Below are 25007 nucleotides of genomic sequence, written 5' to 3'. Positions count from 1 at the left end.
AGACTCCAATATCTGTGATCCGGGAAAAATTACTGCAGTCGATCGAGCAGTGCCTTCGCTTGCTTTAGATCCTGCGTTTCAAAACCCTCGGCGAAGCCGGCGTAGATGGGCGCGAGCAGATTGAGCGCGTCCTTGCGTCTGCCCTGATCGACCCACAAGGCGCCGAGGTCCACTGCAACTCGAAGTTCAAGGGCCTTGGCGTGTTGGCTTGTTGCAGTTGTCAGTGCGCGCTCGAACAGTGATTGCGCCTCGGTGCCGGCTCCCGGTACTTCATCGAAGAGCAGCGCGCGCGCCTTCAGTCGGTACAGTTCGGCCTCAAATATCCGCTCGCTATTGCGGCTGGTTGTGGCAAGGCCCTGTTCGATCAGCTCGAGCGTGGCTTCGCGCTGACGGCTCGACAATAGGGCCGGGCTCAGGAGCACGTATAGGGCCGTGATGCCGAGCTGATAGCCCGCGTTGCGATATTCGTTCATCGCACCCTGGATTTCCGCGAGCGCGGCGGACGAAGGATCAAGAAAGGTGGCACTTATCCCCCGAACGGCGCGCGCCAATCCTCTCCATTGCCGGAATCCGTGCTCCTCCGACAAGGCAAGACAGCGTTCCGCATAGCCGTGCGCAGTCAGGAACTCGCCCCGAAGAGCGTGGAGAATGGACGCATAGTAACATCCATAGGCCTGCGAATGCGGATGACCAATGGCGTCGGCACGCCGAATGGCGGTATCCAGTCGTGCGAGCGCGGTATCGGGGCGGCCCAGCAGCCAGAGCACCCATGACATCAGGGCAAGGTCGGCCACGCCCGCATCCTGGCCGGCGGCACGCGCCGCCAATCTGTCCTGCTCGTTGCTTGCCTCGAACGCTTCGAAGGCCCGTACGATCACTTCGTGGGCTCCTTCGAGATGTCCCATGAAAAGTCGAATCATGCCTTGTCCACGCATCGCGTTGAGCAACGTTGGTCGATCGCCGCGCGCCTCCGCGAGTTCGAGCAGCGCCGAGATCATTTCCTCGGCGACCGGCAACTCACCACGAATGACGCTCGCGGTGGTCAACCAGAACATGATTTGTAGTTGCTCGGGGGGATCTGCGAGGCGCTGGCACAGCTCGCGCGCGCGAGCGAAGATCGCCACCGCATGTGGCGATGCCGGTCCCTGGGTAGCGATCAGGCATGGTCCCAGCGCGAACTGGAAATCAAGCTCTCGTCTGTCCTTCCGAGCACCGTCGGCCAAATGGGCCAACACCTCGATGCCCTTCCGCAGGTGTGCGATAGCTTCGAGGTTGGCGGAGCGCATGGCCGCCTTCCTTCCGGCCTGAAGCCAATATTCTCCTGCCTTTTCGAACAGTCCCGCCTCCGTGAGGTGGAGCGCGAGAGTCTCGGGTTGAGCCTCCACGATTTCCGGGAACTGTTGCTCGAACACGTCCGCGATGGTGGCGTGCAGCGTAGCGCGTCGGCTCTTCAGAAGCCCGGATTCGGCAGCGTCGCGTACCAGCGCATGCTTGAAAGTATAGACAGCCCGGGGTATCTCGCCCCGGCAGAATATCAGCTCCGCCCGGACAAGCTGGGCAAGCGCTTCCTCCAGCGTCTGCCTTGGCAACTCGGCAACGGCGCTCAGCAGTTCGTAGGAGAACTCGCGCCCCACGACGGCGCCGATCTGAGCCACGTATTTCACCGGAGCCAATCGGTCGAGCCTGGCCATCAGCGATGCGCTCAACGTCGTCGGAATCGCCATCGATGGTAGCGGACGGCTGAGCGTGTAATGGTCGTCCCGCTCCTGCAACAGCCCGGTTTCGAGCACGGCCTTCGTCAGTTCCTCGACGAACAAGGGTACGCCATCGGTACGGGCGAGGATTTGGTGCATGACCTCCTCGGGGAGCGTCTTGCCGGCGGTGACGCGCTCGACCAATGCTGCCCCGTTGCGCCGACTGAGCCGCGTGAGCGAGATCGTCGTCACATGGGCATGACCAGGCCAGGGCGGCGTGAACTCCGGTCTCGCCGTGATCAGCAGCAGCACGCGAAGCCGCGGCAGCTTTTCCAGTGTAACCGCGAGCAGTTCCAGCGACGTCGGATCCGCCCAATGGGCATCCTCGAAGATGACGAACACCGGCTGACGCGCCGCCAATGCTTCGAGCTGGGCCAGGAACGCCGCCAGCGTCATGTCCTTGCGGGTCTGCGGAGTCATTTCGGGAAGGCGATAGCGGTCGCAGAGCGGAAGCGACAGAAGATTGGCCAGGGCCGGCACCACGCCGTCTGCATCGGCGCCAAACCGCAAGAGCAGAGCTTCAAGCTTGGCAAACTTCTCCGTCGCCGTCTCGCCTCGTTCAAACCGGGCGGCACGTTCGAGGTTGACGATGAATGGATACAGCGCACTGTTGGCGTGGTGCGCCGAGCAGAAGTGCCGTACCGTAATGTGTGGTTCGGCCTGGAGCCGCTCTTGAAGCGCCAGCGCGATATGCGACTTACCGATACCCGGCTCTCCAGTTAGAACCACGACGCAGCCTTCGCCTGACGCGGCATGCCGCCAGCGCCGCAACAGCAGCTCGATCTCCTCGTCACGCCCGATTAGCGGTGTCAACCGCGTCTTGTGCTGCGCCTCGAAGCGGCTTTCCACTCCACTGATCCCGAGCACCTGCCATGCAGGTATTGGCTCCGCCCATCCCTTGAGCGCGACAGAACCGAGATCGCGGTACTCGAAATGTCCATCGGTGAGCTGGTGTGTGCTCTCGGAAATCAGCACCATGCCGGGCTCGGCGAACTGCTGCAGGCGAGCGGCCAGGTTCGGTGTCTCACCAATGACCGCCTGCTCCTTGGCGGCGCCTTCGCCGGTCAGATCGCCCACGACGACCATTCCGGTGGCGATGCCAACGCGGACCTGTAGTCTCGTACCGATATCTGTCTGGAGATTGGCCACGGCATCGACCAGTGTCAGTCCCGCGCGTGTCGCCTGCTCGGCATCGTCCTCGTGGGCCTGGGGATAGCCGAAATAGGCAAGCACGCCATCCCCCATGTACCGCGCGATGACGCCCTCACTCCGGGCGATAACATCCGCGATGCAGTCGTGATAGGCGCCGATGACTGCGCGCAAGTCCTCTGGATCCAGTCGGACCGAAAGTGCCGACGAATCCACGAGATCGCAAAACATGACCGTCAGTTGGCGCCGCTCGGCACTGTCCCGCGGCGCTGGTTTGGCGGCCGTTCGGGCTGATACGAGGACTTCACTCTTGAGTTCTGCAATTGCGCGCAGAATTTTGCGCCGGTGCCCAAGCAGGACGCCAAGGTCCTTGAGGTCTTGCTCCGTGAGATCGCTAACGACCGAGAAATCGATGGCGTTCTCGGCGAAACGCTGGGCGTACTCCCCCAAACCGATCGATGCGAGCCACTCTGCAGTACCTGTCATGGGATACCTATGGCCTATGCGATAAGAATAGCACATTGGAATAGCCTGCGAAGGCGCATCTATCGCCGGAAGCGCAGATCGCCGGACCTCTCGCCCAATTGAAAGGGCTCCAGCGAAAACTGGATGCTGCCAAGCGATGTCGCAGTTGGGTCAAAAGCCGACATCAAGCAGACGGCCACGATAGGTCTGCCATGAGCCAATAGCGGTCCTCGGCGAGGCCGGACGTAATATGCACTTTGTGCCAAGATGCGGATTCAAGATGGAGCGCAACTGATGTTCGATTTATCGCGCTGATTAGAGCATCATTGATTTGCCTTTGCTGTGGCCCAAGATGTGGGCGCGCAAGCGGCGCCATTTCACCGGGTGATGGTATGCTCCACCGTTCCCAATTGTCGCGGGCGGGCTTTAGCTTGCTGATCCCCTAGTAACTGGGATGTCCGAGTTGGCGATGGAAGCCATCGGCTATCCATGGGCAGCGATGATGGCATTGTGCCACTGTTTTGCCCGACGGATCAAGTTGATTTCGTTAAATCCGCAGTTGCTGGGTATCAAGCCATTGATATCGCTGTCGGCCAGCTACTGTGCATGGGGTTGTTTTTCGATATTTTTGTTGTGCGGCTCGCCGAGCCTGATCCGAGCCAGCGCTAGTGCCCGCCGAGATAGGCCGTGATCAGCCTGGGGTCGTGGATGAGGTCCTTGGCCGGGCCCGACTGCACGACCTCGCCAGTCTCGAGCACATAGCCATAGTCAGCCGTCTCGAGCGCGGCGCGGGCGTTCTGCTCGACCAGCAGGATGGAGACGCCCAAGTCGCGTAGCGACGCGATGGTGCGAAAGATCTCGCGCACGATCAGCGGCGCGAGGCCGAGGCTCGGCTCGTCCAGCATGAGCAGTTTCGGCTTGGCCATCAGCGCGCGGCCGAGCGCGAGCATCTGGCGCTCGCCGCCGGAGAGCGTGCCTGCCGCCTGGCGCTGCCGTTCCTTCAGGCGTGGGAAGCGATCATAGACTTCGTCCAGCGTCTTCTGGACGCCCGAGCGGTCGCGCAGGCTGTAGGAGCCGAGCAGAAGGTTGTCCGCGACCGTCATGTCGGAGAACAGCTCGCGCTTCTCCGGCACCAGGCACAGCCGGCGCTCGACGCGATCTTCGACCGACATCCTGCCGATGTCGTGACCCTGGAAGACCATGCGCCCGCGAGAGGCCAGAAGGCCGATGGCCGCCATCAGCAGCGTTGTCTTGCCGGCACCGTTCGGGCCGATGACGGTGACGATCTGACCTTCCTCGACCGACAGCGACACGTTGCGGACCGCTTCGACATTGTCGTAGCAGACCGTCACATCCGTCATGGACAGCATCTCGCTCACGCGACGCCTCCGAGATAGGCCTCTTGCACCCGCTCGTCGCTGCGGATCGCGGCTGGCGCGCCTTCGCAGAGTTTTGAGCCGAAATCGAGCACCACGATGCGGTCGACCAGCGACATCACGAACTCCATGTCATGCTCGACGATCAGGATGGTCAGATGGTCTGCCCGCAGCGAGCGGAGCAGTTCCGCGAGCCGCAGCTTCTCCTGGCGGCGAAGGCCGGCGGCGGGCTCGTCCAGCACCAGCAGCGCAGGGTCGGCGGCGAGCGCACGCGCAATCTCCAGAATGCGCTGGTTGCCGAGCGGCAGATTGCCCGCGAGCTCGAACGGCTTGTCGCCGAGCCCGACACGTTCGAGCTGCATCAGCGCCTCGTGCCGGGTACTGGCTTCCTCACGCCCGTTGAGGCGGAAGGCGCCGGCGAACAGGCCGCTGCGCGTGCGGGCATAGGTGCCGAGCATCACGTTTTCCAGCAGGCTCATGCGCGGGCGCAGCTTCACATGCTGGAAGGTCCTGGCGACGCCGGCCTTGGCGATGCGGGACTGCGCGTCATGCGTGATCGGGCGTCCCGCAAAGACGATCTCACCCTTGTTGACCCGGAGCGCCCCGGTCAGGCAGTTGAACATCGTGCTCTTGCCGGCGCCGTTGGGGCCGATGACGGCAAGGATTTCGCCAGCGCGGACCTCGAAGCTGACATTGTTGACCGCGACGAGGCCGCCGAACCGGCGCTCGGCACCATCCACTTTCAGAAGCAGCTCCCCGGGCGTCGGTTGCGCGCGACGGGGCAGGGGCGGCGCCGGTTGAGGTCGCTCGCGCCTGGCCTTGGGCAGATAGCGGGCGACGAAGGGAACGATGCCTTGCCGGGCCCATTGCAGGAACAGGATGAACAATGCGGAAAAGGCGACGATCTCGAGCTGGCCGGAGGCACCCTTGGCGATCAGCGGCAGGTAATCCTGCACGCTGTTCTTGAGCAGCGTGACGACCGCGGCCCCCACGACGCCGCCGAGCAGGCTGCCGGCGCCGCCGACCATCGACATCATCAGATATTCGATGCCCATGCCGGCATCGAACGGACCCGGGCTGATGAAGCGGCTCATGTGTGCGTAGAGCCAGCCGGAGAGCGAGGCGAGGAAGGCCGCGATCACGAAGGTCACGAGCTTGATGCGGAAAGCGTTGATGCCGAGGCTCTCGACCAGCGTATTGCCGCCCCGGAGCGCGCGCATGGCGCGGCCGAGCCGGGATTCCAGCAGGTTGTAGCCGAGGAAAAGCACCGCGGCGACGATGCCCCAGATCAGGAAATAGATCTGGGCGCTCGTGACCAGCGCAATCGAACCGAAGCTGATCGGCGGGATCGACGAGATGCCGTTGAAGCGGCCGAGCCCCTCGACATTGCCGAACAGGAAGCCGATCGCAAGGCCCCAGGCGACGGTCGAGAGCGACAGGAAATGGCCCTGAAGTCGCAGGGTGACGACGCCGAGAACGGTTGCGACGCCGCAGGTCAGCACCACGCCGAACACGAGGCCGAGCCACGGGGAGTACCCGTTCAACGCAGAGACCCACGCGGTTGCATAGGCCGCGACGCCCACGAACGCCGCCTGTCCGAACGACACGATGCCGCCGACGCCGGTGAGGAGTGCAAGACCAATGGCGACCAGCGAATAGATGCCGATATAGTTCATCAGCGTGATGCTGAACGGACTGAGCACGAAGGGAGCCACCGCGAGACACAACACGGCGAGGACGGCGGCAAGCTGGATGTGGAGGCGCGTCATTCCTCGATCTCCTCCTCGGAATGCAGCGAGGCGAGGGATCGCCAGATCAGGATCGGGATCAGCAGCGAAAAGACGATGACGTCCTTGAGCGCGCTGCTCTCGAACGAGGCGAAGCTTTCGAGGATGCCGACGCCGACGGCGCCGATCGCCGCACCGGGATAGCTGGTCATGCCACCGACGATGGCGCCGACAAAGGCCTTGAGGCCGATCAGGAAGCCGAAATCGTAGAACACGGTGTTCACCGGCGCGATCAGGATTCCGGATACGCCGGCCATCAGCGATCCCAGCAGGTAGGCGATCGTGCCGGCGCGGGCGGGGCGTATTCCCATCAGCCGGGAGCCGGTCCGGTTCACGGCCGTGGCGCGCAGCGATTTTCCGACCAGCGTGAAGTCGAAGAAGAGGTAGAGGAGGCCGCTGAAAACGAGTGCCGCGATCACGATCAGCATGGTCTGGCCCGAGATCAGCACGCCCGCGAACTCGGTCGAGAGCGAGGTCAGCGGCTCGGTTCGAACCCCTTCGGGCCCGAAGAACAACAGGCCAAGGCCGACCAGCGCGAAATGCAGCGCCACGGACACCGTCAGCAACAGCAGCACGGTGCCGTCAGCGATGGGACGGAAGACGATCCGATCCAGAAGCGGGGAGATCGGCGTGATCAGCATCAGCGCCAGCAGGAGCCTGACGGCAAGCGGCGGGTCCAGGCGCATGACAAGCCAGGCTGCACCGACCACGGCGAGCGGAAGCAGGAGGTAGAAGGACAGCGCGCGGGGCAGCAGGCGGAGTTCGCCGGAGCGCACCAGCGAGATGATCTCGATCAGGGTCGCAAGGCAGGCCAGGATCACGACCAGCGCTCCCGTCCCCGGAAAGCGCTTCGCGTCCAGGGCAGCCAGCGTCAGCGCGGTGAAGGCCGCGATGTCGCCGAAGGGAATGAAGATGACTCGCGTCACCGTGAAGATCAGGACGGTCCCGATCGCCACCAGGGCGTAGACGGCCCCGGTGGCGATCCCGTCGATCGCGAGAATGGCTGCAATGTCGCTCGTCATTGAGACGTCGTTGCTCCCTGTGATGCCGGGGCCATTGATCCGGTTATGGCGCGTACTTCCAGGCGCCGCCGGTCAGGCGCACCACGACGAGCGAGCGCTCGTCGACGCCGGTGACCGCACCGGGCTTGAAATTGTAGACGGCATGCACGCCCGGCAGCTCCTTGGTGCTGAGGATCGCGTCCCGCAGCGCCGTGCGGAATTCCGCCGTTCCGGGCTTGGCGGTCTTCAGCGCGCGCTCGGCGGCGTTGGCGAAAATCAGCCAGGCGTCGAACGAATAGGCGGAGAAGCCGTCGGTGGTCGGGATGTTATGGGTCTTCTGGTAGACGCTGCGGAAATCCAGCGCGGTCTTCTTGGCAAAGTGCTCGTCGGGAAGCTGCTCAGCGACGATCACGGGACCCGCGGAGACCTGAATGCCTTCGGCCGCCTTGCCGCCGACATTGACGAAGTCCGGATTGACGAGTGCCACCGTGCCGTAGGTGTTGCCCTTGAAGCCCCGCTCGGCGAGCGTGAGGAGCGGCAGGGCGCCTTGCGTACCCGAGCCGCCGTCCAGCACGGCGTCGGGACGCGCGGCCATCACCTTGAGAATCTGCGCGGTGACCGAGGTGTCGGTGCGGGCATAGCGCTCGTTGGTCTGTATCTTGATGTCACCGGCGGCTTCGGCGGCCTTGGCGCCGTTATAGACGAGGTCGCCCCAGGCGTCGGAGAAGCCGACATAGCCGATGTTCTTCATGCCGTCGCGCTTCATGCGGTCGGCGACGATCTTGACGAGGAGAGAGGCCGGCTGCGGCACCGACACCACCCACTGCTCCGGCGTATCCGGCAGCTTGCCGATCGGCGAGACCGCGATCATCGGTACTTTCAGCTCGCTCGCCACCGCCGCCATGGCGATGGTCGAGGGTGCCGTGGCCGTGCCGATCAGGAGGTCCACCTTCTCTTCTTCCACCAGCTTGCGCGCATTGCGGGTCGCGGCCGACGGGTCGGAGCCGTCGTCGAGCTGGATCAGGTGAATGGTCTCGCCGTTGATGGTCTTCTTGTACTCATAGGCGGCGTTGATGCCGCGCCCATAGGGGATTCCGATCGACGAGCCATTGCCGCTCAGCGAGGTGACGAAGCCGATGGTGATGTCGGCCCGCGCAGCCGGCGCTGCGAAGAGTCCGGCGACAAGTGCGAGTAGGCTCAGAGTCTTGCGCATACGCGTTCTCCTCCGTTGGTGCTGGATAGGAATGCCTCGAAGCTGCCGTGCGGGGAGCCCGAGCGACGAACGAACCGATTGAAAGCATTGCTGCAGCGCCGAAACCCGGGCGCGATCGAAGAGGGGTTGCTCGGCCGGATCTCAGCGGCCATGGCGCTGGTTGCCGCTCGAACGACAGGCCCATCGGCAGATGCGGGCGGGACTTTCCCGAAGCAACGGAAGGCCGTTGGCCCGGCCGCGATGCGCGGCCGGCGATGCTGTTGCTGCCGGCTGTTCGAGCACGGCGACTGTCCACACGATCGAGTCTCTCAAAATCGGTGCCCTGCAACATCCACCGGTCCCTGGCCGGCGAGGAATTACTTAAAGCCTAAAGTAGTGTTGGTGGAGCCGTCAACACGTGTCACGGCTCTGTCAGAAAAAATGTTGTTGCATACAATTTCGCCAGAGTGCGGCGCCTCAATGCCGATCGAGCGTACGAAAAGGCCGGGCTTCCCTTGCGGTGGCGGTGGCCGTCGGCGACGACGCCGAGCGCATTTGACGCGTGAATTAGTTTATGATTGAAATATATTTATCGGCCGTCGACGACCGATCCTCCGATCACCGCCTGAGGAGAAGGACGATGCGCATCTTCTGGCAGAGCTTCGTTGATGCGAGCGTGAACGCGCCCTACATGGCGCGGCTGTCGGAATACCTCAACAACATCGCTGCATCGGGCACGACAGTTCACGTCGAGGGCATTTCGCCGCCCGACCGGGAGTTCGGACGGCTCGCGGAATTGCGCTGCGCCGTCCAGGCCATCGACAACGGCATCGCGGCCGAGGAGGGCGGGTTCGACGCCTTCGTGATGGGACATTTCCAGGATCCCGGACTCTACGAGCTGCGCTCGGCGCTCGACATTCCCGTGATCGGGACCGGTGAGGCGACGTTGGTGGCGGCCTCTCAGCTCGGTCGGAGGCTCGGCCTTGTGACGCTCGATCCCGTCTTCGAGGTCTGGCACTACGAGCAGGCCGAGCGTTATGGCCTCGGCGATCGCGTGGTCCACGTGACCGGCCTTGGCTGCAAGCCGGCGGATTTCGCCGATGCCTTTAACGGAGATCAGGCCGCCCAAGCCCGCATGATCAAGGACTTCGTCGCCTGCGCACGCCCGCTGGTCGAGCACGGCGCCGACGTCGTGATCCCCGCCGGCGTGCTGCCGGGCCTTCTGATCGGAAGGGAGCATGGCCTGAAAGTCGGGCACGCGCCGGTGGTCAATTGCGCGGCGGTGGCGCTGAAAAGTGCCGAGATGTGGGTGCAGCTCCGGCAGCTCAATGGCACCGAGCCCAGCCGCGGGCCGAGCTTCAAGCGGGCCAGCGCCCAGGCGCGCGACGATTTCCGCGCACTGCTTGCTCGCAACAGCCGCTAGGACTGGAGAATGAATCATGCTGACTCCCGAAAAGATCCTGTACGAGACCGAGGTGACGGCGACTGGCGGCCGGGACGGTAAGGCCGCCAGCGCCGACGGTCTGTTGTCGGTATCGCTGTCCGTGCCGAAATCGTTGGGCGGTCCCGGGGGCGAAGGCACCAACCCCGAACAGCTCTTTGCGGCCGGCTACGCCGCCTGCTTTCTCGGTGCGGTCAAGCTCGTCGCGCGCACCCGGAAGGTCGTCCCATCCGCTGAGCCGTCAGTGATCGCGAAGGTTGCGATGGGGCCGGTTCCCGTCGGATATGCGCTCGCCGTCGAACTGAAGGTCAATCTGCCCGGTGTCGAGAGGTCGGTGGCCGAGGAGGTCGTCGCGGGCGCGCACGAGCGCTGTCCCTACTCGAATGCAACCCGCGGCAATATTGCCGTGAAGCTGACGGTCATCTGAGACAATGAACGAGGCGGGCGGTTGGTGACCAATACCTTGCGTACACCGTACGACGGCGTCGTGATTGCGACGCCCGTCACGATTCCCTATGTGCGCTACTCCATCGAGAGTGCGCAGTGGTGGATCGGGCGGGCACTGAGCACGCTCGTTGCGCAGGCCGGCATCAAGGCTTCCGACATCGACGGTCTGTGCGTCTCCAGCTTCACGATGGGCACCGACAGCGGGATCGGGCTGACGCAGCATTTCGGACTCTGCGTGCGATGGCTGGATACGATTCCGCTCGGTGGCGCCAGCGCCATCGCAGGCTTGCGAAAAGCGGCGCGCGCGGTTCAGGCGCGCGACGCCGACATCGTGGCGTGCATCGCCGGCGATACCAACTACGTCGATTCCTTCCGGCTGACGCTGGAGAACTTCTCGCGCTTCAACCAGGATGCCGTCTATCCCTATGGCGCCGGTGGCGCCAATGCGAGCTTCGCGCTGATCGCCCGCAACTACATGCGGACCTTCGGCGTCACGCGTGAGGATGTCGGCAGGATCGCCGTCGCCCAGCGCGCCAATGCCCTGCGCAACCCGCATGCGCTGATGAAGACGCCGCTGACGATGGAGCAATATCTGGCGGCCCGGCCGATCTCCGATCCCATCCATCTCTTCGACTGCGTGATGCCATGCGCCGGCGCCGAAGCCTTCCTGGTGATGCGGGACGAGACCGCGGCTTCGCTCGGGCTGACAGCAGCACGGCTGCTTTCGACGATCGAGCGGCACAACGCCTTTGCTGATGATCCGATGCAGGTCCGCGGTGGCTGGGCAATGGACGTCGGCGAGCTCTATGCGATGGCCGGCGTGAAGCCTGACGATCTCGATGTCGTGCAGACCTATGACGACTACCCCGTCATCACGATGATGCAGTTCGAGGATCTCGGCTTCTGCAACAAGGGGGAGGGGGCCGAGTTCGTGCGCCAGCACGATCTCACCATCGACGGCGACTTTCCGCACAACGCGTCGGGCGGACAGCTCTCGGCCGGACAGGCTGGCGCCGCCGGCGCCTATCTCGGTCTCGTCGAGGGACTTCGACAGGTTCTGGGGACTGCAGGCCCCACGCAGGTCGGGAACGCGAGCCTCGCCTTGGCCTCGGGGTTCGGTATGATCAACTATGACCGTGGTCTCGCCTCGGGCGCCGCGATCTTTGCAGGGCCGTCGCGATGATAGAGCCGATCAAGCCGCCCCGGCGCAAGAACCCGCTGCTGCGGACGCGGCTGCCTGCTTCGCCGCCGCGACCGCGCAGCAGGACGTCGCATGGGTTTACGCGGGCCGCCGCCGAGGGCCGCTTCGTGCTGCAACGCTGTGAGGCCTGCGGTTCTTTTGCTTATCCGGCGCGGGAGGCCTGCCCGTCTTGCCTGTCGGCCGGCCTTGCCTTCGTCGATGCGCCACGACGAGGTGTTCTTCTTGCCGAAACGACTGCGCGCGTGCCGAGCGATGTCTATTTCCGCGAGCGTGCGCCCTGGCGCATCGGCCTCGTGACGTTGGATTGCGGTCCGACGATTGTGACGCACCTCCATGCCGACTGCGTGGAGGGCGCACCGGTCCGCATGTCGTTTCAACTCGACAAGAGCGGTCAGGCAGTGGCCTTTGCCCATCCCGAGGGGGAGACTCCCAACATGGCAGACGACAAGCAATGGCGGGAAATGACGGCCGATCCGAAATTCCGGCGCGTGTTGGTCACCAACGGTCGGAGCGTGATCGGTCAGGAGGCCGCCGCCGCCTTGAAGGCCGCAGGCGCCAAGACGGTGTTCGTCGGCATTGCCGAACCGTGGCGGCCTTTCGCCGGCGAGCAGCTGCTGCGCGGCCAGGACGGAATCGAGATCGTGACCCTTGACGCCGCCGACGAAAAATCTGCGGCCGATCTCGCGGCCGACATCGGCGGCAAGGTCGATATCCTCGTCAACACGACGGAATATGTGCGGCCGGGCGGCCTGCTCGACCGCAGGGGCACGAGCATCGCGCGCGACGAGATCGACCAGGCCTATCTCGGCTTCATCAACCTCGCGCAGGCCTTCGGCCCCGCCATGCGGATGCGGGGTGCCGATGGCCTCAACAACAGTGCCGCGTGGGTCAACATTCTCTCGGTCCATGCGCTGGCGAACTGGCCTGCCTTTGGCGCCTACTCGGCCTCGCAAGCGGCGTGCCTGTCGCTCTCGCACTGCCTTCGCGCCGAGCTCAGGCCCGGCGGCGTCAGGGTGATGAATCTGTTCACCGGGCCCGTCGACACCGAGTGGTTCCAGACCGTACCGCCGCCGAAGGTTGCGCCGCGCGCAATCGCGCAGGCGGTCGTGTCGGGGCTGAGAGGCGGGCTCGAGGAGATGTATGTCGGAGATGTCGCCGAAGAGATCCGGCAACGTCTCGCGGCCAATCCGAAAGCGCTCGAGCGCGAGCTCGACAGGTGAGATCGGGATTTCAACCAAGCCGGAGGACGTGACGATGCAGAGCAACAATCTCCTGGAGCTGGCGGGTGCGGTTTCTTCCGGCGCGGTGCGCGTCGTCGATCTCACATTTACGCTCAGTCCGGATTTTCCGGTCATCGTGCTGCCGCCGGAGTTCGGCCAGGCCGCGCCCGTCCGCATCCAGGAAATCTCGCGTTATGATGGTCGCGGTCCGGCCTGGTACTGGAACAACGTCACGTTCGGCGAACACACCGGCACGCATTTCGACGCACCGATCCACTGGTTCACGGGCAAGAACCTGCCGAACAATGCCGTCGACACGATGCCGACCAAGGACATGATCGCGCCGGCCTGCGTGATCGATTGCTCCGCGCAGGCGGCGCAGGATCCCGATTTCCTGCTGACCGTCCCGCTCGTCGAGGCCTGGGAAGCAAAGCACGGCCGGATCCCCGAGCGGAACTGGGTGCTGCTCAGGACCGACTGGTCGAAGAAGGGCTGGCGCGACTACTCCAATCTCAGGGATGACGGCGCACATATGCCCGGCCCCAACGCGGCCGTCATGAAGTGGCTGGTGGAGGAGCGCGGCGTCATCGGGTTTGGCACCGAGACCATCGGTACGGATGCGGGCCAGGCCGGTCATTTCGAGCCGCCTTATCCGGCGCATCATTTCCTGCACGGCGCGGGCCGCTACGGCCTGCAATGCCTGTGCAACCTGGATCAGCTTCCGGCCACAGGCGCCGTCATCGTGGCCTCGCCACTGAAGATCCAGAACGGCTCAGGCAGTCCGCTTCGCGTCATCGCGCTGGCTGCGTCAACCTGAATCCAATCCATGGCGCTTGCCAATCGGAACAGACATCCTCACGAAAGACAGGTGCCATGAACTTGATCAAGAGCCTGCTGGCTTCCACCGCATTGGTTCTCGCCGTCCCGCAACTTGCGCAGGCCGAGATCCTCGTCGGCTTCGTCACCGGTCTCAGCGGGCCGGTATCCTCGATCGGCATCCCGAACGCGAAGGGCATCGCGGCGGGAGAGGCCTATGTCGGTGAGATCGGCGGCGAGAAGGTCCGCGTCATCCAACTCGACGACGCTTCCGATGCCACCGCCTCGGCGCGCAACGCGCGCAAGCTCGTCGAGCAGGAGAAGGTCGATATCCTGATCGGAACGTCGGGCGCGCCGCAGACCCTAGCGATGGCGACCGCCGCGATCGAGATGAAAGTGCCCATGATCGCGGTATCGCCGATCGCGCCGGTGCCGCCGGGCGACGGCGGCCCCTGGGTCGTCCAAACGCCGCAACCGACGCCGCTTCTCGTGCAAGGCATCGTCGATCACATGAAGGCGAAGGGCCTGAAGACCGTCGCGTTCATCGGATTCTCCGATGCGTTCGGCGACCTCATGTACAACTCGCTCGAGCAGAGTGTGAAGACGACCGACATCAAAATCATTGCCAACGAACGCTACGCCAGATCGGATTCTTCGGTCACGGCTCAGGTGCTGCGCGCACTCGCCGCACGTCCCGACGCCATCATGCTCGGCGGCACTGGAACGCCCGGCGCGCTGCCGGTCATCGCCTTGTCGGAGCGGGGATATAAAGGGCCGCTATACGGCAATCATGGGCTGATCAGCGCCGATTTCCTGCGTCTCGCCGGCAAGGCCGCCAACGGCATCATCTGCCCGACTGGACCCGTGACCGCGGCGGAGCAGCTCCCGTCCAGCAATCCGATCCAGAAGGTGGCCCTGAATTTCCGCTCTGCCTTCGAGAAGGCGAACGGCGAGGCGCCGACGGATTCATTCTCGTCCTATTCCTTCGACGGCTGGCTCGTCTTCGCCGATGCCGCCAAACGCGCGATGGCAACCGGTGCCAAGCCCGGCACGCCGGAATTCCGCACCGCGCTTCGTCAGGCGCTGTTCACGACCAAGGAGGTCGTCGGGACGCAGGGCGTCTACACTTATACGCCGGCGGATCGGCACGGCGTCGACGATCGCTCGCGCGTCATGGTCCAGATCGAGAACGGCAAGTACAAGCTGTTGCCCTGAGACGGGAGCATGATCGTGACGGAGAACGCGCCGGTGAACGTCAGCGACGCGGTCGGCCAGGAGAACGTGACGCCGGCCTGGGCGTGTGCAGTGACGTCGTTTCCGCCGTCGGACCGCATCCTCTCAACGATCCTCACGCGGCAGGCCGAGCGCTACGGCGAGCGCGTGCTGCTTGTCGCCGGTGAGACGCGCTGGAGCTTTGGGCAGACCGCGGCGATCGCGGCCGCGTCGGCCCAGGCGCTCGTCGACGCCGGGATCAGGCCGGGCGATCGGGTCGCGTTGATGTGTTCGAACCGTCCGGAGTTCCTGCAGGTCTATCTCGGCTGCGCATGGCTTGGCGCCATCGCAGTCCCGATCAATACCGCGCTGCGCGGTTTCCAGCTCTCCCACATCTTCCGCAATTCGCGTCCCGCGCTCCTTGTCGTCGAGGCTCAGTTCGTTGCCGCGATCGATAGCGTCGAGGCGGGTGTTGAACTGCCACCTCGCACCTGGATCGTCGGAGCTGCCGCCGGGGCAGTCGATGCCCGGCTTTCCGCCGTACCGTTGCCGGCGCTCGGAGCCGCAGCCCCGGCGGGTGCCGTGCGTCCCGGCGATACCGTTGCGATCCTCTACACCTCGGGCACGACGGGGCCAGCGAAGGGTGTGTGCTGTCCGCAGGCGCAGCTGTTCTGGTGGGGCATTTATTCGGCGCGGGCGCTCGGCGTCCGCGAGGGCGATGTGCTGTTCACGACACTGCCGCTGTTCCACACCAACGCGCTCAATGCGTTCTATCAGGCGCTCCTGAACGGCTGCACCTACGTGCTGGAGCCGAAATTCTCCGCGTCCGGCTTTTGGGCCGCGGCGCAACGGCATAAGGCGACGGTCGGCTATCTGCTCGGCGCGATGGCATCGATGCTGCTGGCGCAGCCGAAGAATGCGAACGACAAGGCGCATCGTCTTCGCGTCGCGCTTGGCGGCGGCGTGCCGCCGCAAATCCACGGTCCATTCCTTCAGCGGTTTGGCGTGCCGCTGGTCGACGGCTATGGGTCGACCGAGACGAACTTCGTATTCGCAGGTACGATCCCGTCCGATCGTCCGGGAACGATGGGCTATCTGGCCGAAGGCATTGAGGCGCGGATCGTCGATGAAAACGATTCAGCGCTTGCTGACGGACAGGCCGGCGAACTCGTGCTTCGCGCCGGAGAACCTTTTGCTTTCGCCACCGGCTATTTCGGCATGCCGGAGAAGACGGTCGAGGCCTGGCGGAATCTGTGGTTCCATTCGGGCGATCGGGTCGTTCGGGATGCTGATGGACACTACCGCTTCATCGATCGCATGAAGGATTCGATCCGCAGGCGTGGCGAGAACGTATCCTCATGGGAGGTCGAGCAGACCATCCAGTCCCATCCCGCGGTCGCCGCCTGCGCGATCTACCCGCTGCCGTCGGAGCTGGGCGAGGACGAGGTTGCGGCTGCGATCCTGCTCGAACCGGGCCAATCGCTGGAGCCCATCGACATCGTCAGGCACTGCGAAGGCCAGATCGCCTATTTCGCCATCCCGCGCTATGTGCGCATTCTGAGCCAGATGCCGCTCACTGAGAACGGCAAGATCAAGAAGGGCGTGCTGCGCGAGGCGGGCATCACCACGGATACCTGGGATCGCGAGGCGGCCGGAGTGAAGGTGCGGCGCTGACTGTCGGTCCGCTCAGGGTTTTTGCAGGGCGTCCCTGACGGCAGCCTTGAGGTCGTCGAGCTCGCCGATCAATCCGTCGAACCGGTCCGCCGGGAAATCCGCCAGCAGCTCGGCAAGCCACGCGCCGTGGCTCTTGGCCATTCGCCTGAAGGTCTTGCGGCCTTCGACCGTCATGCAGACAATCTGTACGCGGCGGTCGAGGTTCGAAGGCGTGCGCGTGATGTATCCGTCCTCGACCAGGCGGTCCACGATCGGCGTGAGGTTCCCGGCCGAGACCATCAGGCGCTTCGGCAACTCTCCCAGCACAAGCCCGCTCGGTTCGCGGTCGAGCTGGGCCAGAACGTCGAAGCGGGGCATCGTGAAATCGAACTCTTCGCGAAACCGGCGCCGCAACTCGCCCTCGATCAGGGTCGTGCAGGCGAGCAACCGGAGCCAGACCCGCGTTTGAGCCCTGTACTCGGCGTCCTGATCCGCCCCATTCTTTGAAACAGGCGTGGACTCCTTCGCGAGTGCCAATCGAATCTCCTGGGCTTGGTGGCCTGACGAAAGCCGGCGCAGCTGTCGTGGTCATTGGCAAGATAGTTCGTGCCAAAAGTAAATTCAAGGCTGCGCCCGAGCGGCTCGGAATCGGCGCTGCCGTGTGTCCAATTTACACTGAATCTCCAGATCGATGCCGCGGAGACCAGCCCGTGGGCCGGGTCTTTGCAGAACCGCCTTGACAAGATGAGCGCCGAGGAAATATTTTATGCTTAAAATAATTTGGGTGAAAGCTCGGCACACGGCGCGACGCGCGAAAGCGAGGGATCATGCGCATAGTCTGTATCGGCGGCGGCCCGGCCGGTCTCTATCTGGGCCTGCTGATGAAGCGCCGGCACCCGGAGCATGTCATCACGGTCGTCGAGCGCAACAAGCCCTACGACACGTTCGGCTGGGGCGTCGTGTTCTCGGACGCCATGATGTCCGCGATGCGCCTTGCCGACCCCGAGAGCGCGGCCGAGATCGAGGACGCCTTCAATCACTGGGACGACATCGAGCTCGTCTTCAAGGGGACGCGCCAGCGCACGACGGGCCATGGCTTCATCGGTATCGGGCGCAAGCATCTGCTCAATATTCTTCAGCGGCGCTGTGAAGCGCTGGGTGTCGAGCTCGTCTTCGAGCGCGAGGTCGAATCCGATCTCGAATACCCCGACGCCGACCTGATCGTCGCCTGTGATGGCGTCAATTCCAGGATCCGCGCTCGCTATGCCGAGCAGTTCCAGCCCGACATGGTGATCCGGCCCAACCGCTTCATCTGGCTCGGCACCAAGAAGGCGTTCGACGCCTTTACATTTGATTTTCAGAAGACCGAGCACGGCTGGTTCCAGGCGCACATCTACAAGTTTGATGCGGAGACCTCGACCTTCATTGTCGAGACCACGGAAGAAGCCTACAACGCCCACGGGCTTGGCGAGCTCGATCAGCAGGCCTCGATCGAGTTCTGCGAAAAAATCTTCGCCGAGACGCTCGATGGCGCGAAGCTCCTGACCAATGCGCGCCATCTGCGCGGCTCGGCCTGGCTCAATTTCAGCCGCCTGATCTGCGGCAAATGGAGTGTGTTCAACGGCAAGTCTCATGTCGTGCTGATGGGGGACGCCGCGCATACCGCGCATTTCGCGATCGGCTCGGGCACCAAGCTCGCGCTCGACGACGCCATCGAGCTTGCCAACCAGTTCGATCGCCATGGTCACGGTCGCGCCGGCATCGAAACCGTGCTGGACGCGTACGAGGAGGTGCGCCGCGTCGACGTGGCGCGCATCCAGAATGCGGCGCGCAACGCCATGGAATGGTTCGAGGTGGTCGGCCACCGCTATGCCGATACGCTCGAGCCGCCGCAGTTCTTCTATTCGATGCTGACGCGCTCGCAGCGCATCAGCCACGAAAACCTTCGCCTGCGTGATCGCACCTGGCTGGAAGGTTTTGAGCGCTGGTTCGCCGCGCGGTCGGGCATTGCGGTCAAGGATGGCGAGCGGGTGCCGCCGCCGATGCTGACACCGCACCGTGTGCGGGGATTGATGCTTGCGAACCGGATCATGGTCTCGCCGATGGCGATGTATTCGGCGCAGGACGGGCTCATCAACGACTTCCACGTCGCCCATCTCGGCGCGCGCGCCATGGGTGGCGCCGGGCTGATCTTCGCCGAGATGACCTGCGTCTCGCCGGATGCGCGGATCACGCCGGGCTGCCTTGGGCTCTGGAACGATGCGCAAGCGGCGCAGTGGCGCCGCTTGGTCGAGCTCGTCCATGGCGTCGGGCATGCCAAGGTGGGGATTCAGCTCGGCCACGCCGGCCGCAAGGGTGCGACCAGGGTGCCCTGGGAAGGGATCGATCAACCCCTTGAATCCGGAGACTGGCCGCTGATCTCGGCCTCGGCCCTGCCGTATCTGCCCCACAGGCAGTTGCCGCGGGCGATGGACCGCGGCGACATGGAACGCGTGCGCGACGATTTTGTCGCGGCAACACGTCGTGCCGCTGCCGCCGGCGTCGAATGGCTCGAGCTCCATTGCGCGCACGGTTATCTGCTGTCGAGCTTCCTCTCGCCATTGACCAACCGGCGTACGGACGAATACGGCGGCGGCCATGAAAACCGCGCGCGCTTTCCACTGGAGGTGTTCGAGGCGATGCGCGCGGTGTGGCCGTCCGGCCGGCCGATGTCGGTGCGCCTGTCCTGCCATGACTGGACCGACGGCGGCAACATTCCGGCCGATGCGGCGGTCTTCGCTGCGATGTTCAAGGAGGTGGGGGCGGACCTGATCGATTGTTCGTCGGGGCAGGTCTGGAAGGACGAGCGGCCGATCTATGGACGCCTGTTCCAGACGCCGTTCGCCGACCTGATCCGCAACGAGGTCGGCATTGAGACCATCGCAGTCGGTGCGATCTCCGAGGCCGATCACGCCAATTCGATTCTCGCGGCCGGCCGCGCGGATCTCTGCGCCATCGCGCGGCCGCATCTTGCCGACCCGGCCTGGACGCTGCACGAAGCCGCGCGCATCGGCATCACCAAGGTCGAGTGGCCGAAGCAGTATCTGTCCGCGAAGGGACAATACGAAACCAATCTGGCGCGCGCGGCGGCTGCTAGCGCGCAATGAGCGGAGGAGGGATCAGATGAGCTCCACGGCGAAAGTGATCCGGCGCGAATGGCTCGATTGGCCGTTTTTCGAGCCGCGCCATCATGCGGTCGGCGAGGCGCTCGACCGCTTCGTGCAGTCGGGGGCTCTCGACACAATCGATCACAATGATGTCGATGGCGCCTGCCGCAAGCTCGTGCGCGCGATGGGCGAGGCGGGGGTGCTCGATTGCGCCGTCGCGGCGCCCGACGGCGATGCGTCGACGATCGATTCCCGCTCGATCTGCCTGTCGCGGGAGTCGCTCGCCTATGCCGATGGCCTCGCCGATTTCGCCTTCGCGATGCAGGGGCTCGGCTCCGGCGCAATCGCACTCGGCGGTTCGGCCGACCTGCGCAAGGCCGTGCTGCCGAAGGTTCGCGCCGGCGAATGGCTTGCGGCCTTCGCGCTGTCCGAGAAGGAGGCCGGATCGGACGTCGCGGCGATGTCTTGCACCGCGCGCGCCGACGGCGACGACTACGTCATCGACGGTGAGAAGACCTGGATCTCCAACGGCGGTATTGCCGACGTCTACACGCTGTTTGCGCGAACGGGCGAGGCGCCGGGCGCCCGCGGCATCTCGGCCTTTGTCGTCTTCCCGGATGATCCCGGCTTCGGCATCGCCGACCGCATCGACGTCATCGCGCCGCATCCGCTGGCGACGCTGCGCTTCACCAATTGCCGGATTCCGGCGAGCCGTCGCCTCGGCGCGCCGGGCGGCGGGTTCAAGCTCGCGATGCAGACGCTCGATATCTTCCGCGCGTCTGTCGCCGCCGCAGCCCTCGGCTTTGCCCGTCGTGCACTGGACGAAGCGCTGTCGCATGCGCGCAACCGGCACATGTTCGGTGCGACGCTGGGGGATCTCCAGCTGACCCAGGCTGCGCTCGGCGACATGGCGACGGAGACTGACGCTGCCGCGCTGCTGACCTACCGCGCGGCCTGGCGTCGCGACGTCCAGAAGCTTCCGACGACGCGCGAAGCTGCAATGGCGAAGCTGACGGCAACCGAGACCGCGCAGCGCGTCATCGACCGCGCCGTCCAGATGTTCGGCGGCCGCGGCGTGCGCAAGGGTGAGATCGTCGAAAGCCTCTACCGCGAAATCCGCGCGCTGCGCATCTACGAGGGCGCGACCGAGGTCCAGAAACTGATTGTCGCGCGCGATCTCCTAAAGCCGCGCTAAGAGGATTGAGACCCCGCATGAGTACGATGAGAAAGTCAGAAGGCCCCGCGACGAGCGGTCTGCAAGTGCTTCAGCCCGGTGGCTGGCCGCAGCCGAAGGGGTACGCGAACGGCATCATGGCCGAAGGGCGTCTCGTTGTGACGGGTGGTGTCGTCGGCTGGGATATCGCGGGTCGATTCGCCGACGGGTTTGTCGCGCAGGTTCGGCAGACGCTCGAAAACATCGTTGCGATCCTGGCGGAAGGCGGCGCCCGGCCGGACCATCTCGTGCGCCTGACCTGGTATGTCGTCGACATGGATGAATACACCACGAATCTGAAGGCGCTCGGCAAGGCCTATCGCGAGGTGGTCGGCACCCATTACCCCAGCATGGCGCTCGTGCAGGTGGTGCGCCTCGTCGAGCCATCGGCGCGCGTCGAGATCGAAGCGACTGCCGTCGTCCCGCACTGACGAGGGCGTGCGCGAAGGCGCTGCCGCCGATCGCGCGGGCTCATGGGCCGCTACGCGACCGGAACGAACGCATATCCTTGCCCTTCTTCGACCACTCTGCCGATGCCTGGTCGACCTAAATGAGCGCCGGCGAGCCACGTCTGCGCATTGGCTGCGTCCTGGAGCAACCTGATCCGGGTTGCCCTCGCTACGGCTTGGTCATCATCATAGGCCCAGGTAAGCTCGGGACAGGAAAACTGTGCGGCGGGAACGTGGATGAGGTCGCCGCAGAACAAGACATCGTCCTCGTCAGTGTTGAGGAGATAACCCATATGGCCCCGAGCGTGCCCAGGTATATCCACCGCCAGTAAATGATCGGCCAGCCGATCTCCACCGTTGATGGGGGCAAGGAGCGAACGAAACTGCTCCAGCACGGGCTCGGCAAGAAACTCCCCGACGGCGTTTTCCCCAATCACGATCTTCCTCAGGCCATCAAACGCTCGTCGACCGTCAGGCATCAGGAGACCATTGATGTGGTCGCCATGAGCATGGGTGAGGGCGATCATCGTGATCGATGACGTGTCGATGCCTGCCTCCGCAATCGCCTCCGCGAGATGTCCCATGGACGGGTCCCAACTCCCGCCGGCTCCACAATCGATCAAAACGCGATCCATGCCAGAGCGATCGAATAGGAAGCAGTTGACCGATAATCGAACCAGCGGAGCGTCCCGCTGAAGCGGATCGGTCTGTCTGCCTACTTTGTTGCTTGGATATTTGAGGGATTCGGCGGGCAGGTCGACATACCCATCAGAGAGTGACCAGATCCTCCATGATCCCGAAGCGCAGCCCAAGGTGTTGGCGCTTTGTGACAGAGCTTTCACGGACAACCTGACAAGCGTTTGATTCACTCTCTCAAAACGACAAAGAAGCCGTCAGAGCTTCGAAGTCATCACTTTTTGAGCGATCTTCCACGTTCCGTCGACCTTCAAGCACGACAACATGTCGGTGAAGTACCGCGGCGGAATTTGCAATTTCAGCTTCAGAAGCGCGAGCTCTCCCTCAACGTCAATCGAGAGGATCTGATCTTGGCACTCCAGGCCCTGTTGCTTCGGAGCTTTCAAATTACGGACAGCTGCCAGCCACGTCGCAATTGGCGTCACGCTCACGTTGCCGTCGTCGCCGACCTTGGTCACGGAACTCGAGGGATGGAATATAGACGCGAATTTGTCGGCATCCATTTCATGGGCACTGTCGAAATAGGTCTGCGCCAGGGAGCGCAAGGCACGAGCATCGGTATCCATAGGCCTGTTATCCATAACTTTTGGAACGGGAAGAAACTGCGCGTGGCTGGAAAGTTTCGTCTCCGGCCGAAACCTGCACAAGGTTGCCTCAAGTCTTCCTTGCTGACCGAAGCTAGGACAAAGTAGCTTATGAGGATAGGCATGTTGAACGACATGGGGTTATGAGGAAGATTCATAAATCATGAGAAACGAGCTGAACGAACTCGCTACGTTTGCAATCGTCGCCAGAGAACGGAGCTTTACGCGGGCTGCGGCAAAGATTGGTGTGTCTCAGTCTGCCCTGAGCCACACGATCCGGGGACTTGAGCAACGGCTCGAGCTGCAGCTTCTTGCTCGAACGACCAAGAGCGTCGCACCAACCGCCGCAGGGGCAGCTCTCTTGAAGGAATTGTCTCCGGCACTCGAGCAGATTGCTCGTGCCATCAACGAAGCCCGAAACGTTCGGCACCGACCTGCAGGGCGCCTTCGGATTGTCCGGTCCCGGTCGGCTGCCGTGATGGTATTGTTGCCGCGGCTCACGGCATTCGCGGAAGCTTACCCCGACATCGTTCTTGACGTTGTTACCGTCACTGGCCCCGTCGACCTCGTTGCGGGTGAATTCGACGCCGGCATTCAACTTGGCGAGTACATTCAGAAAGACATGATCGCGGTGCGGGTCACCCAGGAGTTGAGATTGGCGGTGGTCGGATCGCCCGGCTATTTTTCATCACGAAGCATTCCACGGAAACCCAAGGATCTAAATGACCATCGATGCATAAGCCTGCGTCTTCCGGGCGGTCCATACAGGTGGGAATTCGAGAAAGGACGGAAGGCGGTCACGGTCGGCGTCAATGGCCCGCTCATCATCGATGATACCCACCTGGTGATTCAGGCCGCACTCGCTGGCGCCGGCCTGGGACTCGCATTCGAAGAGCAGGTCGCGGAGCATGTTGCGAAACGTCGCCTTATCCGTGTGCTGGAGGATTGGACGCCGCCAATTCCCGGGTTCTTCATGTATTACCCCAGTCGTCAGCATCAGCCGGCTGCGCTGTCTGCACTAACGAACGCACTGCGAGCCTCTTAACCATAATTCGACGCGACGAACTGTATAGTGGCGTAGATGCCGGCATGCGCGGCGTCGACGAAGGGAAGCCTGACGTCAATGCGGGCAAGCGAGCTGGCGTCAACGACCGTCGTGCTCTTTCAGGAGGCTTGCCTCGGGCTTTTGCGGTGGCTTAGGTACCGAACGGCCAATTTGATGAAATTGCGCACGACCATCGACGTCTCATCCTCTCGGAACACCAGAAACACATCGGCCGAGGGTGGCGAGGGTCTGATGGGCCGGAATACAATGTCGGCTGTCGTGAAGCGCGCAATGGACTGGGGCACCAGCGCCACGCCGAAGCCCGCCACGATCAGGCTCGGAATCGACTGGGCGTCGACGACCTGCTGGGATACCCGCGGCAAAAAGCCGGCATCGACGCAGCATTTCTGGATGTAGCGTGCGAACTCGGAGCTATTGGGGTCGAGGACGATGTGATCCTCCGATGCTAGTTCGCCAAGCGCAACCCGCTTGCGCCCGGCCAACGGGTGCGCGTGCGGCAGTGCGAGGACCACCTCTTCGCGCCAGGCAAGCTTGCTGGTCAGGCCGTGTTCGGTCGGAACGCTGCGAATGAGACAAATGTTGGTCGTGCGGTTGAGGAGTGCTGCGATCTGCAATGCAGGCGCCTGCTCATGCACCGTGGTTTTCACCGACGGAGCAACCTTTCGGTAGGCGGCAAGCAGTTCCGCCAGCCGACCGCGCAGGATGGAGCCGGTCGCACCAACGTCAAGCGTGCCGATAAGGCCAGCGCCGATCGACTGAACTTCGTCTTCCGCGAGCTTGATCTGCTGGAGAATGGCGCGACCTCGACCCAGCAGGGCTTCGCCGGCCTTAGTCAGTTCGACCCTGCGGCTGGTCCTGTGGAGAAGCTGCGTCTTGAGCTCGGCCTCCAGCGTCTGGATGTGCTGGCTCAGCGGTGGTTGGGAGAGGTTCAGTCGCCGAGCGGCGAGGGTGAAACTGCGTTCTTCGGCGACGGCGATGAAATATCGGAGCTGGCGGAGATCCATTTGGAAAACCTATCAATCGTGTCGTTCTATATATTGGACTTGAGATCCGCGATGGTCAACGAATGCCCGACGGAGCCCTCTGCGAGCCGGGCGCGGTCCGCGATCACGGCAAGCGCGCTCCATTGTGCGTACGAC

21 protein-coding genes are annotated in these 25007 nt (G+C 63.7%); 12 read left to right on the top strand and 9 right to left on the bottom strand.

Features of this window, described 5'->3' with window-relative positions; genetic code table 11:
* Positions 1-29: 29 nt before the first annotated feature.
* Complete coding sequence (locus tag HAP41_RS30690; RefSeq protein WP_166093178.1) at positions 30-3389, bottom strand: AAA family ATPase; 3360 nt, start codon at positions 3387-3389, stop codon at positions 30-32.
* Between the two features lie 468 nt (positions 3390-3857).
* Between HAP41_RS30690 and HAP41_RS30685 the strand changes: the two genes are divergently transcribed.
* Complete coding sequence (locus tag HAP41_RS30685; RefSeq protein ID WP_166093189.1) at positions 3858-4037, top strand: hypothetical protein; 180 nt, start codon at positions 3858-3860, stop codon at positions 4035-4037.
* Here HAP41_RS30685 and HAP41_RS30680 read toward each other — a convergent pair.
* Genes HAP41_RS30680 through HAP41_RS30665 form a run of 4 tightly spaced genes read right to left on the bottom strand, consistent with a single transcriptional unit; the run spans position 4034 to position 8745 of the window.
* Complete coding sequence (locus tag HAP41_RS30680; RefSeq protein WP_014496276.1) at positions 4034-4747, bottom strand: ABC transporter ATP-binding protein; 714 nt, start codon at positions 4745-4747, stop codon at positions 4034-4036. The two genes, HAP41_RS30685 and HAP41_RS30680, sit on opposite strands and share 4 nt — an antisense overlap.
* The gene (locus HAP41_RS30675) at positions 4744-6513 is read right to left on the bottom strand and encodes a branched-chain amino acid ABC transporter ATP-binding protein/permease (RefSeq protein WP_166093192.1); all 1770 of its coding nucleotides are present in this window, start codon (positions 6511-6513) and stop codon (positions 4744-4746) included. The genes HAP41_RS30680 and HAP41_RS30675 overlap by 4 nt, the downstream gene beginning before the upstream one ends.
* Positions 6510-7553 carry a branched-chain amino acid ABC transporter permease gene (locus tag HAP41_RS30670; RefSeq protein ID WP_166093198.1) on the bottom strand — a complete coding sequence of 348 codons (1044 nt, stop codon included), beginning with the start codon at positions 7551-7553 and terminating at the stop codon, positions 6510-6512. The genes HAP41_RS30675 and HAP41_RS30670 overlap by 4 nt, the downstream gene beginning before the upstream one ends.
* Before the next feature lie 43 nt (positions 7554-7596).
* Positions 7597-8745, bottom strand: a complete 1149-nt coding sequence (locus HAP41_RS30665) for an ABC transporter substrate-binding protein (protein WP_166093213.1) — start codon at positions 8743-8745, stop codon at positions 7597-7599.
* Between the two features lie 619 nt (positions 8746-9364).
* Here HAP41_RS30665 and HAP41_RS30660 point away from each other — a divergent pair.
* The 7 genes from HAP41_RS30660 to HAP41_RS30630 are packed head-to-tail and all read left to right on the top strand — an operon-like array spanning position 9365 to position 16735.
* On the top strand, positions 9365-10147 hold the full coding sequence (locus HAP41_RS30660) for an aspartate/glutamate racemase family protein (RefSeq protein WP_166093222.1): 783 nt from the start codon (positions 9365-9367) through the stop codon (positions 10145-10147).
* Positions 10148-10163: 16 nt separating this feature from the next.
* Positions 10164-10592 (top strand): organic hydroperoxide resistance protein, encoded by a 429-nt coding sequence (locus HAP41_RS30655; RefSeq protein WP_166093227.1) that lies wholly within the window; start codon positions 10164-10166, stop codon positions 10590-10592.
* A gap of 24 nt (positions 10593-10616) precedes the next feature.
* Positions 10617-11795 carry a thiolase family protein gene (locus tag HAP41_RS30650; RefSeq protein ID WP_166093235.1) on the top strand — a complete coding sequence of 393 codons (1179 nt, stop codon included), beginning with the start codon at positions 10617-10619 and terminating at the stop codon, positions 11793-11795.
* Positions 11792-13033: an SDR family NAD(P)-dependent oxidoreductase gene (locus tag HAP41_RS30645; protein ID WP_166093246.1), complete on the top strand. Its 1242-nt coding sequence runs from the start codon at positions 11792-11794 to the stop codon at positions 13031-13033. The genes HAP41_RS30650 and HAP41_RS30645 overlap by 4 nt, the downstream gene beginning before the upstream one ends.
* Positions 13034-13067: 34 nt before the next feature.
* Positions 13068-13850: a cyclase family protein gene (locus tag HAP41_RS30640; protein WP_166093250.1), complete on the top strand. Its 783-nt coding sequence runs from the start codon at positions 13068-13070 to the stop codon at positions 13848-13850.
* A 56-nt stretch (positions 13851-13906) separates the two neighbouring features.
* A complete protein-coding gene (locus HAP41_RS30635) occupies positions 13907-15064 on the top strand; it encodes an ABC transporter substrate-binding protein (protein WP_166093275.1) in 1158 nt (385 codons plus the stop codon).
* 9 nt (positions 15065-15073) lie between these two features.
* Entirely contained in the window at positions 15074-16735 is a 1662-nt protein-coding gene (locus HAP41_RS30630; RefSeq protein WP_166093288.1) for an ATP-dependent acyl-CoA ligase, read from the top strand.
* A gap of 12 nt (positions 16736-16747) precedes the next feature.
* Here HAP41_RS30630 and HAP41_RS30625 read toward each other — a convergent pair whose 3' ends face one another.
* A complete protein-coding gene (locus tag HAP41_RS30625) occupies positions 16748-17251 on the bottom strand; it encodes a MarR family winged helix-turn-helix transcriptional regulator (protein ID WP_071915253.1) in 504 nt (167 codons plus the stop codon).
* Between the two features lie 290 nt (positions 17252-17541).
* Here HAP41_RS30625 and HAP41_RS30620 point away from each other — a divergent pair, with 290 nt between their 5' ends.
* The 3 genes from HAP41_RS30620 to HAP41_RS30610 are packed head-to-tail and all read left to right on the top strand — an operon-like array spanning position 17542 to position 21504.
* Positions 17542-19860, top strand: a complete 2319-nt coding sequence (locus tag HAP41_RS30620) for a bifunctional salicylyl-CoA 5-hydroxylase/oxidoreductase (RefSeq protein WP_166093317.1) — start codon at positions 17542-17544, stop codon at positions 19858-19860.
* Between the two features lie 16 nt (positions 19861-19876).
* Positions 19877-21055 carry an acyl-CoA dehydrogenase family protein gene (locus HAP41_RS30615; protein ID WP_166093321.1) on the top strand — a complete coding sequence of 393 codons (1179 nt, stop codon included), beginning with the start codon at positions 19877-19879 and terminating at the stop codon, positions 21053-21055.
* 17 nt (positions 21056-21072) lie between these two features.
* On the top strand, positions 21073-21504 hold the full coding sequence (locus HAP41_RS30610; RefSeq protein WP_166093324.1) for a RidA family protein: 432 nt from the start codon (positions 21073-21075) through the stop codon (positions 21502-21504).
* A gap of 50 nt (positions 21505-21554) precedes the next feature.
* Here HAP41_RS30610 and HAP41_RS30605 read toward each other — a convergent pair whose 3' ends face one another.
* Positions 21555-22157: an MBL fold metallo-hydrolase gene (locus HAP41_RS30605; RefSeq protein ID WP_166093329.1), complete on the bottom strand. Its 603-nt coding sequence runs from the start codon at positions 22155-22157 to the stop codon at positions 21555-21557.
* Positions 22158-22415: 258 nt separating this feature from the next.
* On the bottom strand, positions 22416-22784 hold the full coding sequence (locus HAP41_RS30600; RefSeq protein ID WP_166093333.1) for a nuclear transport factor 2 family protein: 369 nt from the start codon (positions 22782-22784) through the stop codon (positions 22416-22418).
* Positions 22785-22965: 181 nt separating this feature from the next.
* Here HAP41_RS30600 and HAP41_RS30595 point away from each other — a divergent pair, with 181 nt between their 5' ends.
* Complete coding sequence (locus tag HAP41_RS30595) at positions 22966-23847, top strand: LysR substrate-binding domain-containing protein (protein ID WP_175618054.1); 882 nt, start codon at positions 22966-22968, stop codon at positions 23845-23847.
* A 119-nt stretch (positions 23848-23966) separates the two neighbouring features.
* Here HAP41_RS30595 and HAP41_RS30590 read toward each other — a convergent pair whose 3' ends face one another.
* Positions 23967-24872 carry a LysR substrate-binding domain-containing protein gene (locus HAP41_RS30590; protein WP_166093342.1) on the bottom strand — a complete coding sequence of 302 codons (906 nt, stop codon included), beginning with the start codon at positions 24870-24872 and terminating at the stop codon, positions 23967-23969.
* Between the last annotated feature and the right edge of the window lie 135 nt (positions 24873-25007).

Origin of the sequence: Bradyrhizobium barranii subsp. apii (assembly GCF_011516635.5) — a bacterium.
In the GTDB taxonomy this organism is placed as follows: domain Bacteria; phylum Pseudomonadota; class Alphaproteobacteria; order Rhizobiales; family Xanthobacteraceae; genus Bradyrhizobium; species Bradyrhizobium barranii.
The sequence above is the reverse complement of the archived record's forward strand: the minus strand, read 5'-3'. Positions and strand labels throughout refer to the sequence as shown.

What these genes read in the sequence shown, in the direction of transcription:
- HAP41_RS30610 (WP_166093324.1), top strand. Translation starts at nt 21,073, where the DNA reads ATGAGTACGATGAGAAAGTCAGAAGGCCCCGCGACGAGCGGTCTGCAA.
- HAP41_RS30655 (WP_166093227.1), top strand. Translation starts at nt 10,164, where the DNA reads ATGCTGACTCCCGAAAAGATCCTGTACGAGACCGAGGTGACGGCGACT.
- HAP41_RS30635 (WP_166093275.1), top strand. Translation starts at nt 13,907, where the DNA reads ATGAACTTGATCAAGAGCCTGCTGGCTTCCACCGCATTGGTTCTCGCC.
- HAP41_RS30590 (WP_166093342.1), bottom strand. Translation starts at nt 24,872, where the DNA reads ATGGATCTCCGCCAGCTCCGATATTTCATCGCCGTCGCCGAAGAACGC.
- HAP41_RS30670 (WP_166093198.1), bottom strand. Translation starts at nt 7,553, where the DNA reads ATGACGAGCGACATTGCAGCCATTCTCGCGATCGACGGGATCGCCACC.
- HAP41_RS30620 (WP_166093317.1), top strand. Translation starts at nt 17,542, where the DNA reads ATGCGCATAGTCTGTATCGGCGGCGGCCCGGCCGGTCTCTATCTGGGC.
- HAP41_RS30665 (WP_166093213.1), bottom strand. Translation starts at nt 8,745, where the DNA reads ATGCGCAAGACTCTGAGCCTACTCGCACTTGTCGCCGGACTCTTCGCA.
- HAP41_RS30595 (WP_175618054.1), top strand. Translation starts at nt 22,966, where the DNA reads ATGAGAAACGAGCTGAACGAACTCGCTACGTTTGCAATCGTCGCCAGA.
- HAP41_RS30685 (WP_166093189.1), top strand. Translation starts at nt 3,858, where the DNA reads ATGGGCAGCGATGATGGCATTGTGCCACTGTTTTGCCCGACGGATCAA.
- HAP41_RS30675 (WP_166093192.1), bottom strand. Translation starts at nt 6,513, where the DNA reads ATGACGCGCCTCCACATCCAGCTTGCCGCCGTCCTCGCCGTGTTGTGT.
- HAP41_RS30615 (WP_166093321.1), top strand. Translation starts at nt 19,877, where the DNA reads ATGAGCTCCACGGCGAAAGTGATCCGGCGCGAATGGCTCGATTGGCCG.
- HAP41_RS30630 (WP_166093288.1), top strand. Translation starts at nt 15,074, where the DNA reads ATGATCGTGACGGAGAACGCGCCGGTGAACGTCAGCGACGCGGTCGGC.
- HAP41_RS30600 (WP_166093333.1), bottom strand. Translation starts at nt 22,784, where the DNA reads ATGGATACCGATGCTCGTGCCTTGCGCTCCCTGGCGCAGACCTATTTC.
- HAP41_RS30660 (WP_166093222.1), top strand. Translation starts at nt 9,365, where the DNA reads ATGCGCATCTTCTGGCAGAGCTTCGTTGATGCGAGCGTGAACGCGCCC.
- HAP41_RS30640 (WP_166093250.1), top strand. Translation starts at nt 13,068, where the DNA reads ATGCAGAGCAACAATCTCCTGGAGCTGGCGGGTGCGGTTTCTTCCGGC.
- HAP41_RS30690 (WP_166093178.1), bottom strand. Translation starts at nt 3,389, where the DNA reads ATGACAGGTACTGCAGAGTGGCTCGCATCGATCGGTTTGGGGGAGTAC.
- HAP41_RS30605 (WP_166093329.1), bottom strand. Translation starts at nt 22,157, where the DNA reads ATGGATCGCGTTTTGATCGATTGTGGAGCCGGCGGGAGTTGGGACCCG.
- HAP41_RS30645 (WP_166093246.1), top strand. Translation starts at nt 11,792, where the DNA reads ATGATAGAGCCGATCAAGCCGCCCCGGCGCAAGAACCCGCTGCTGCGG.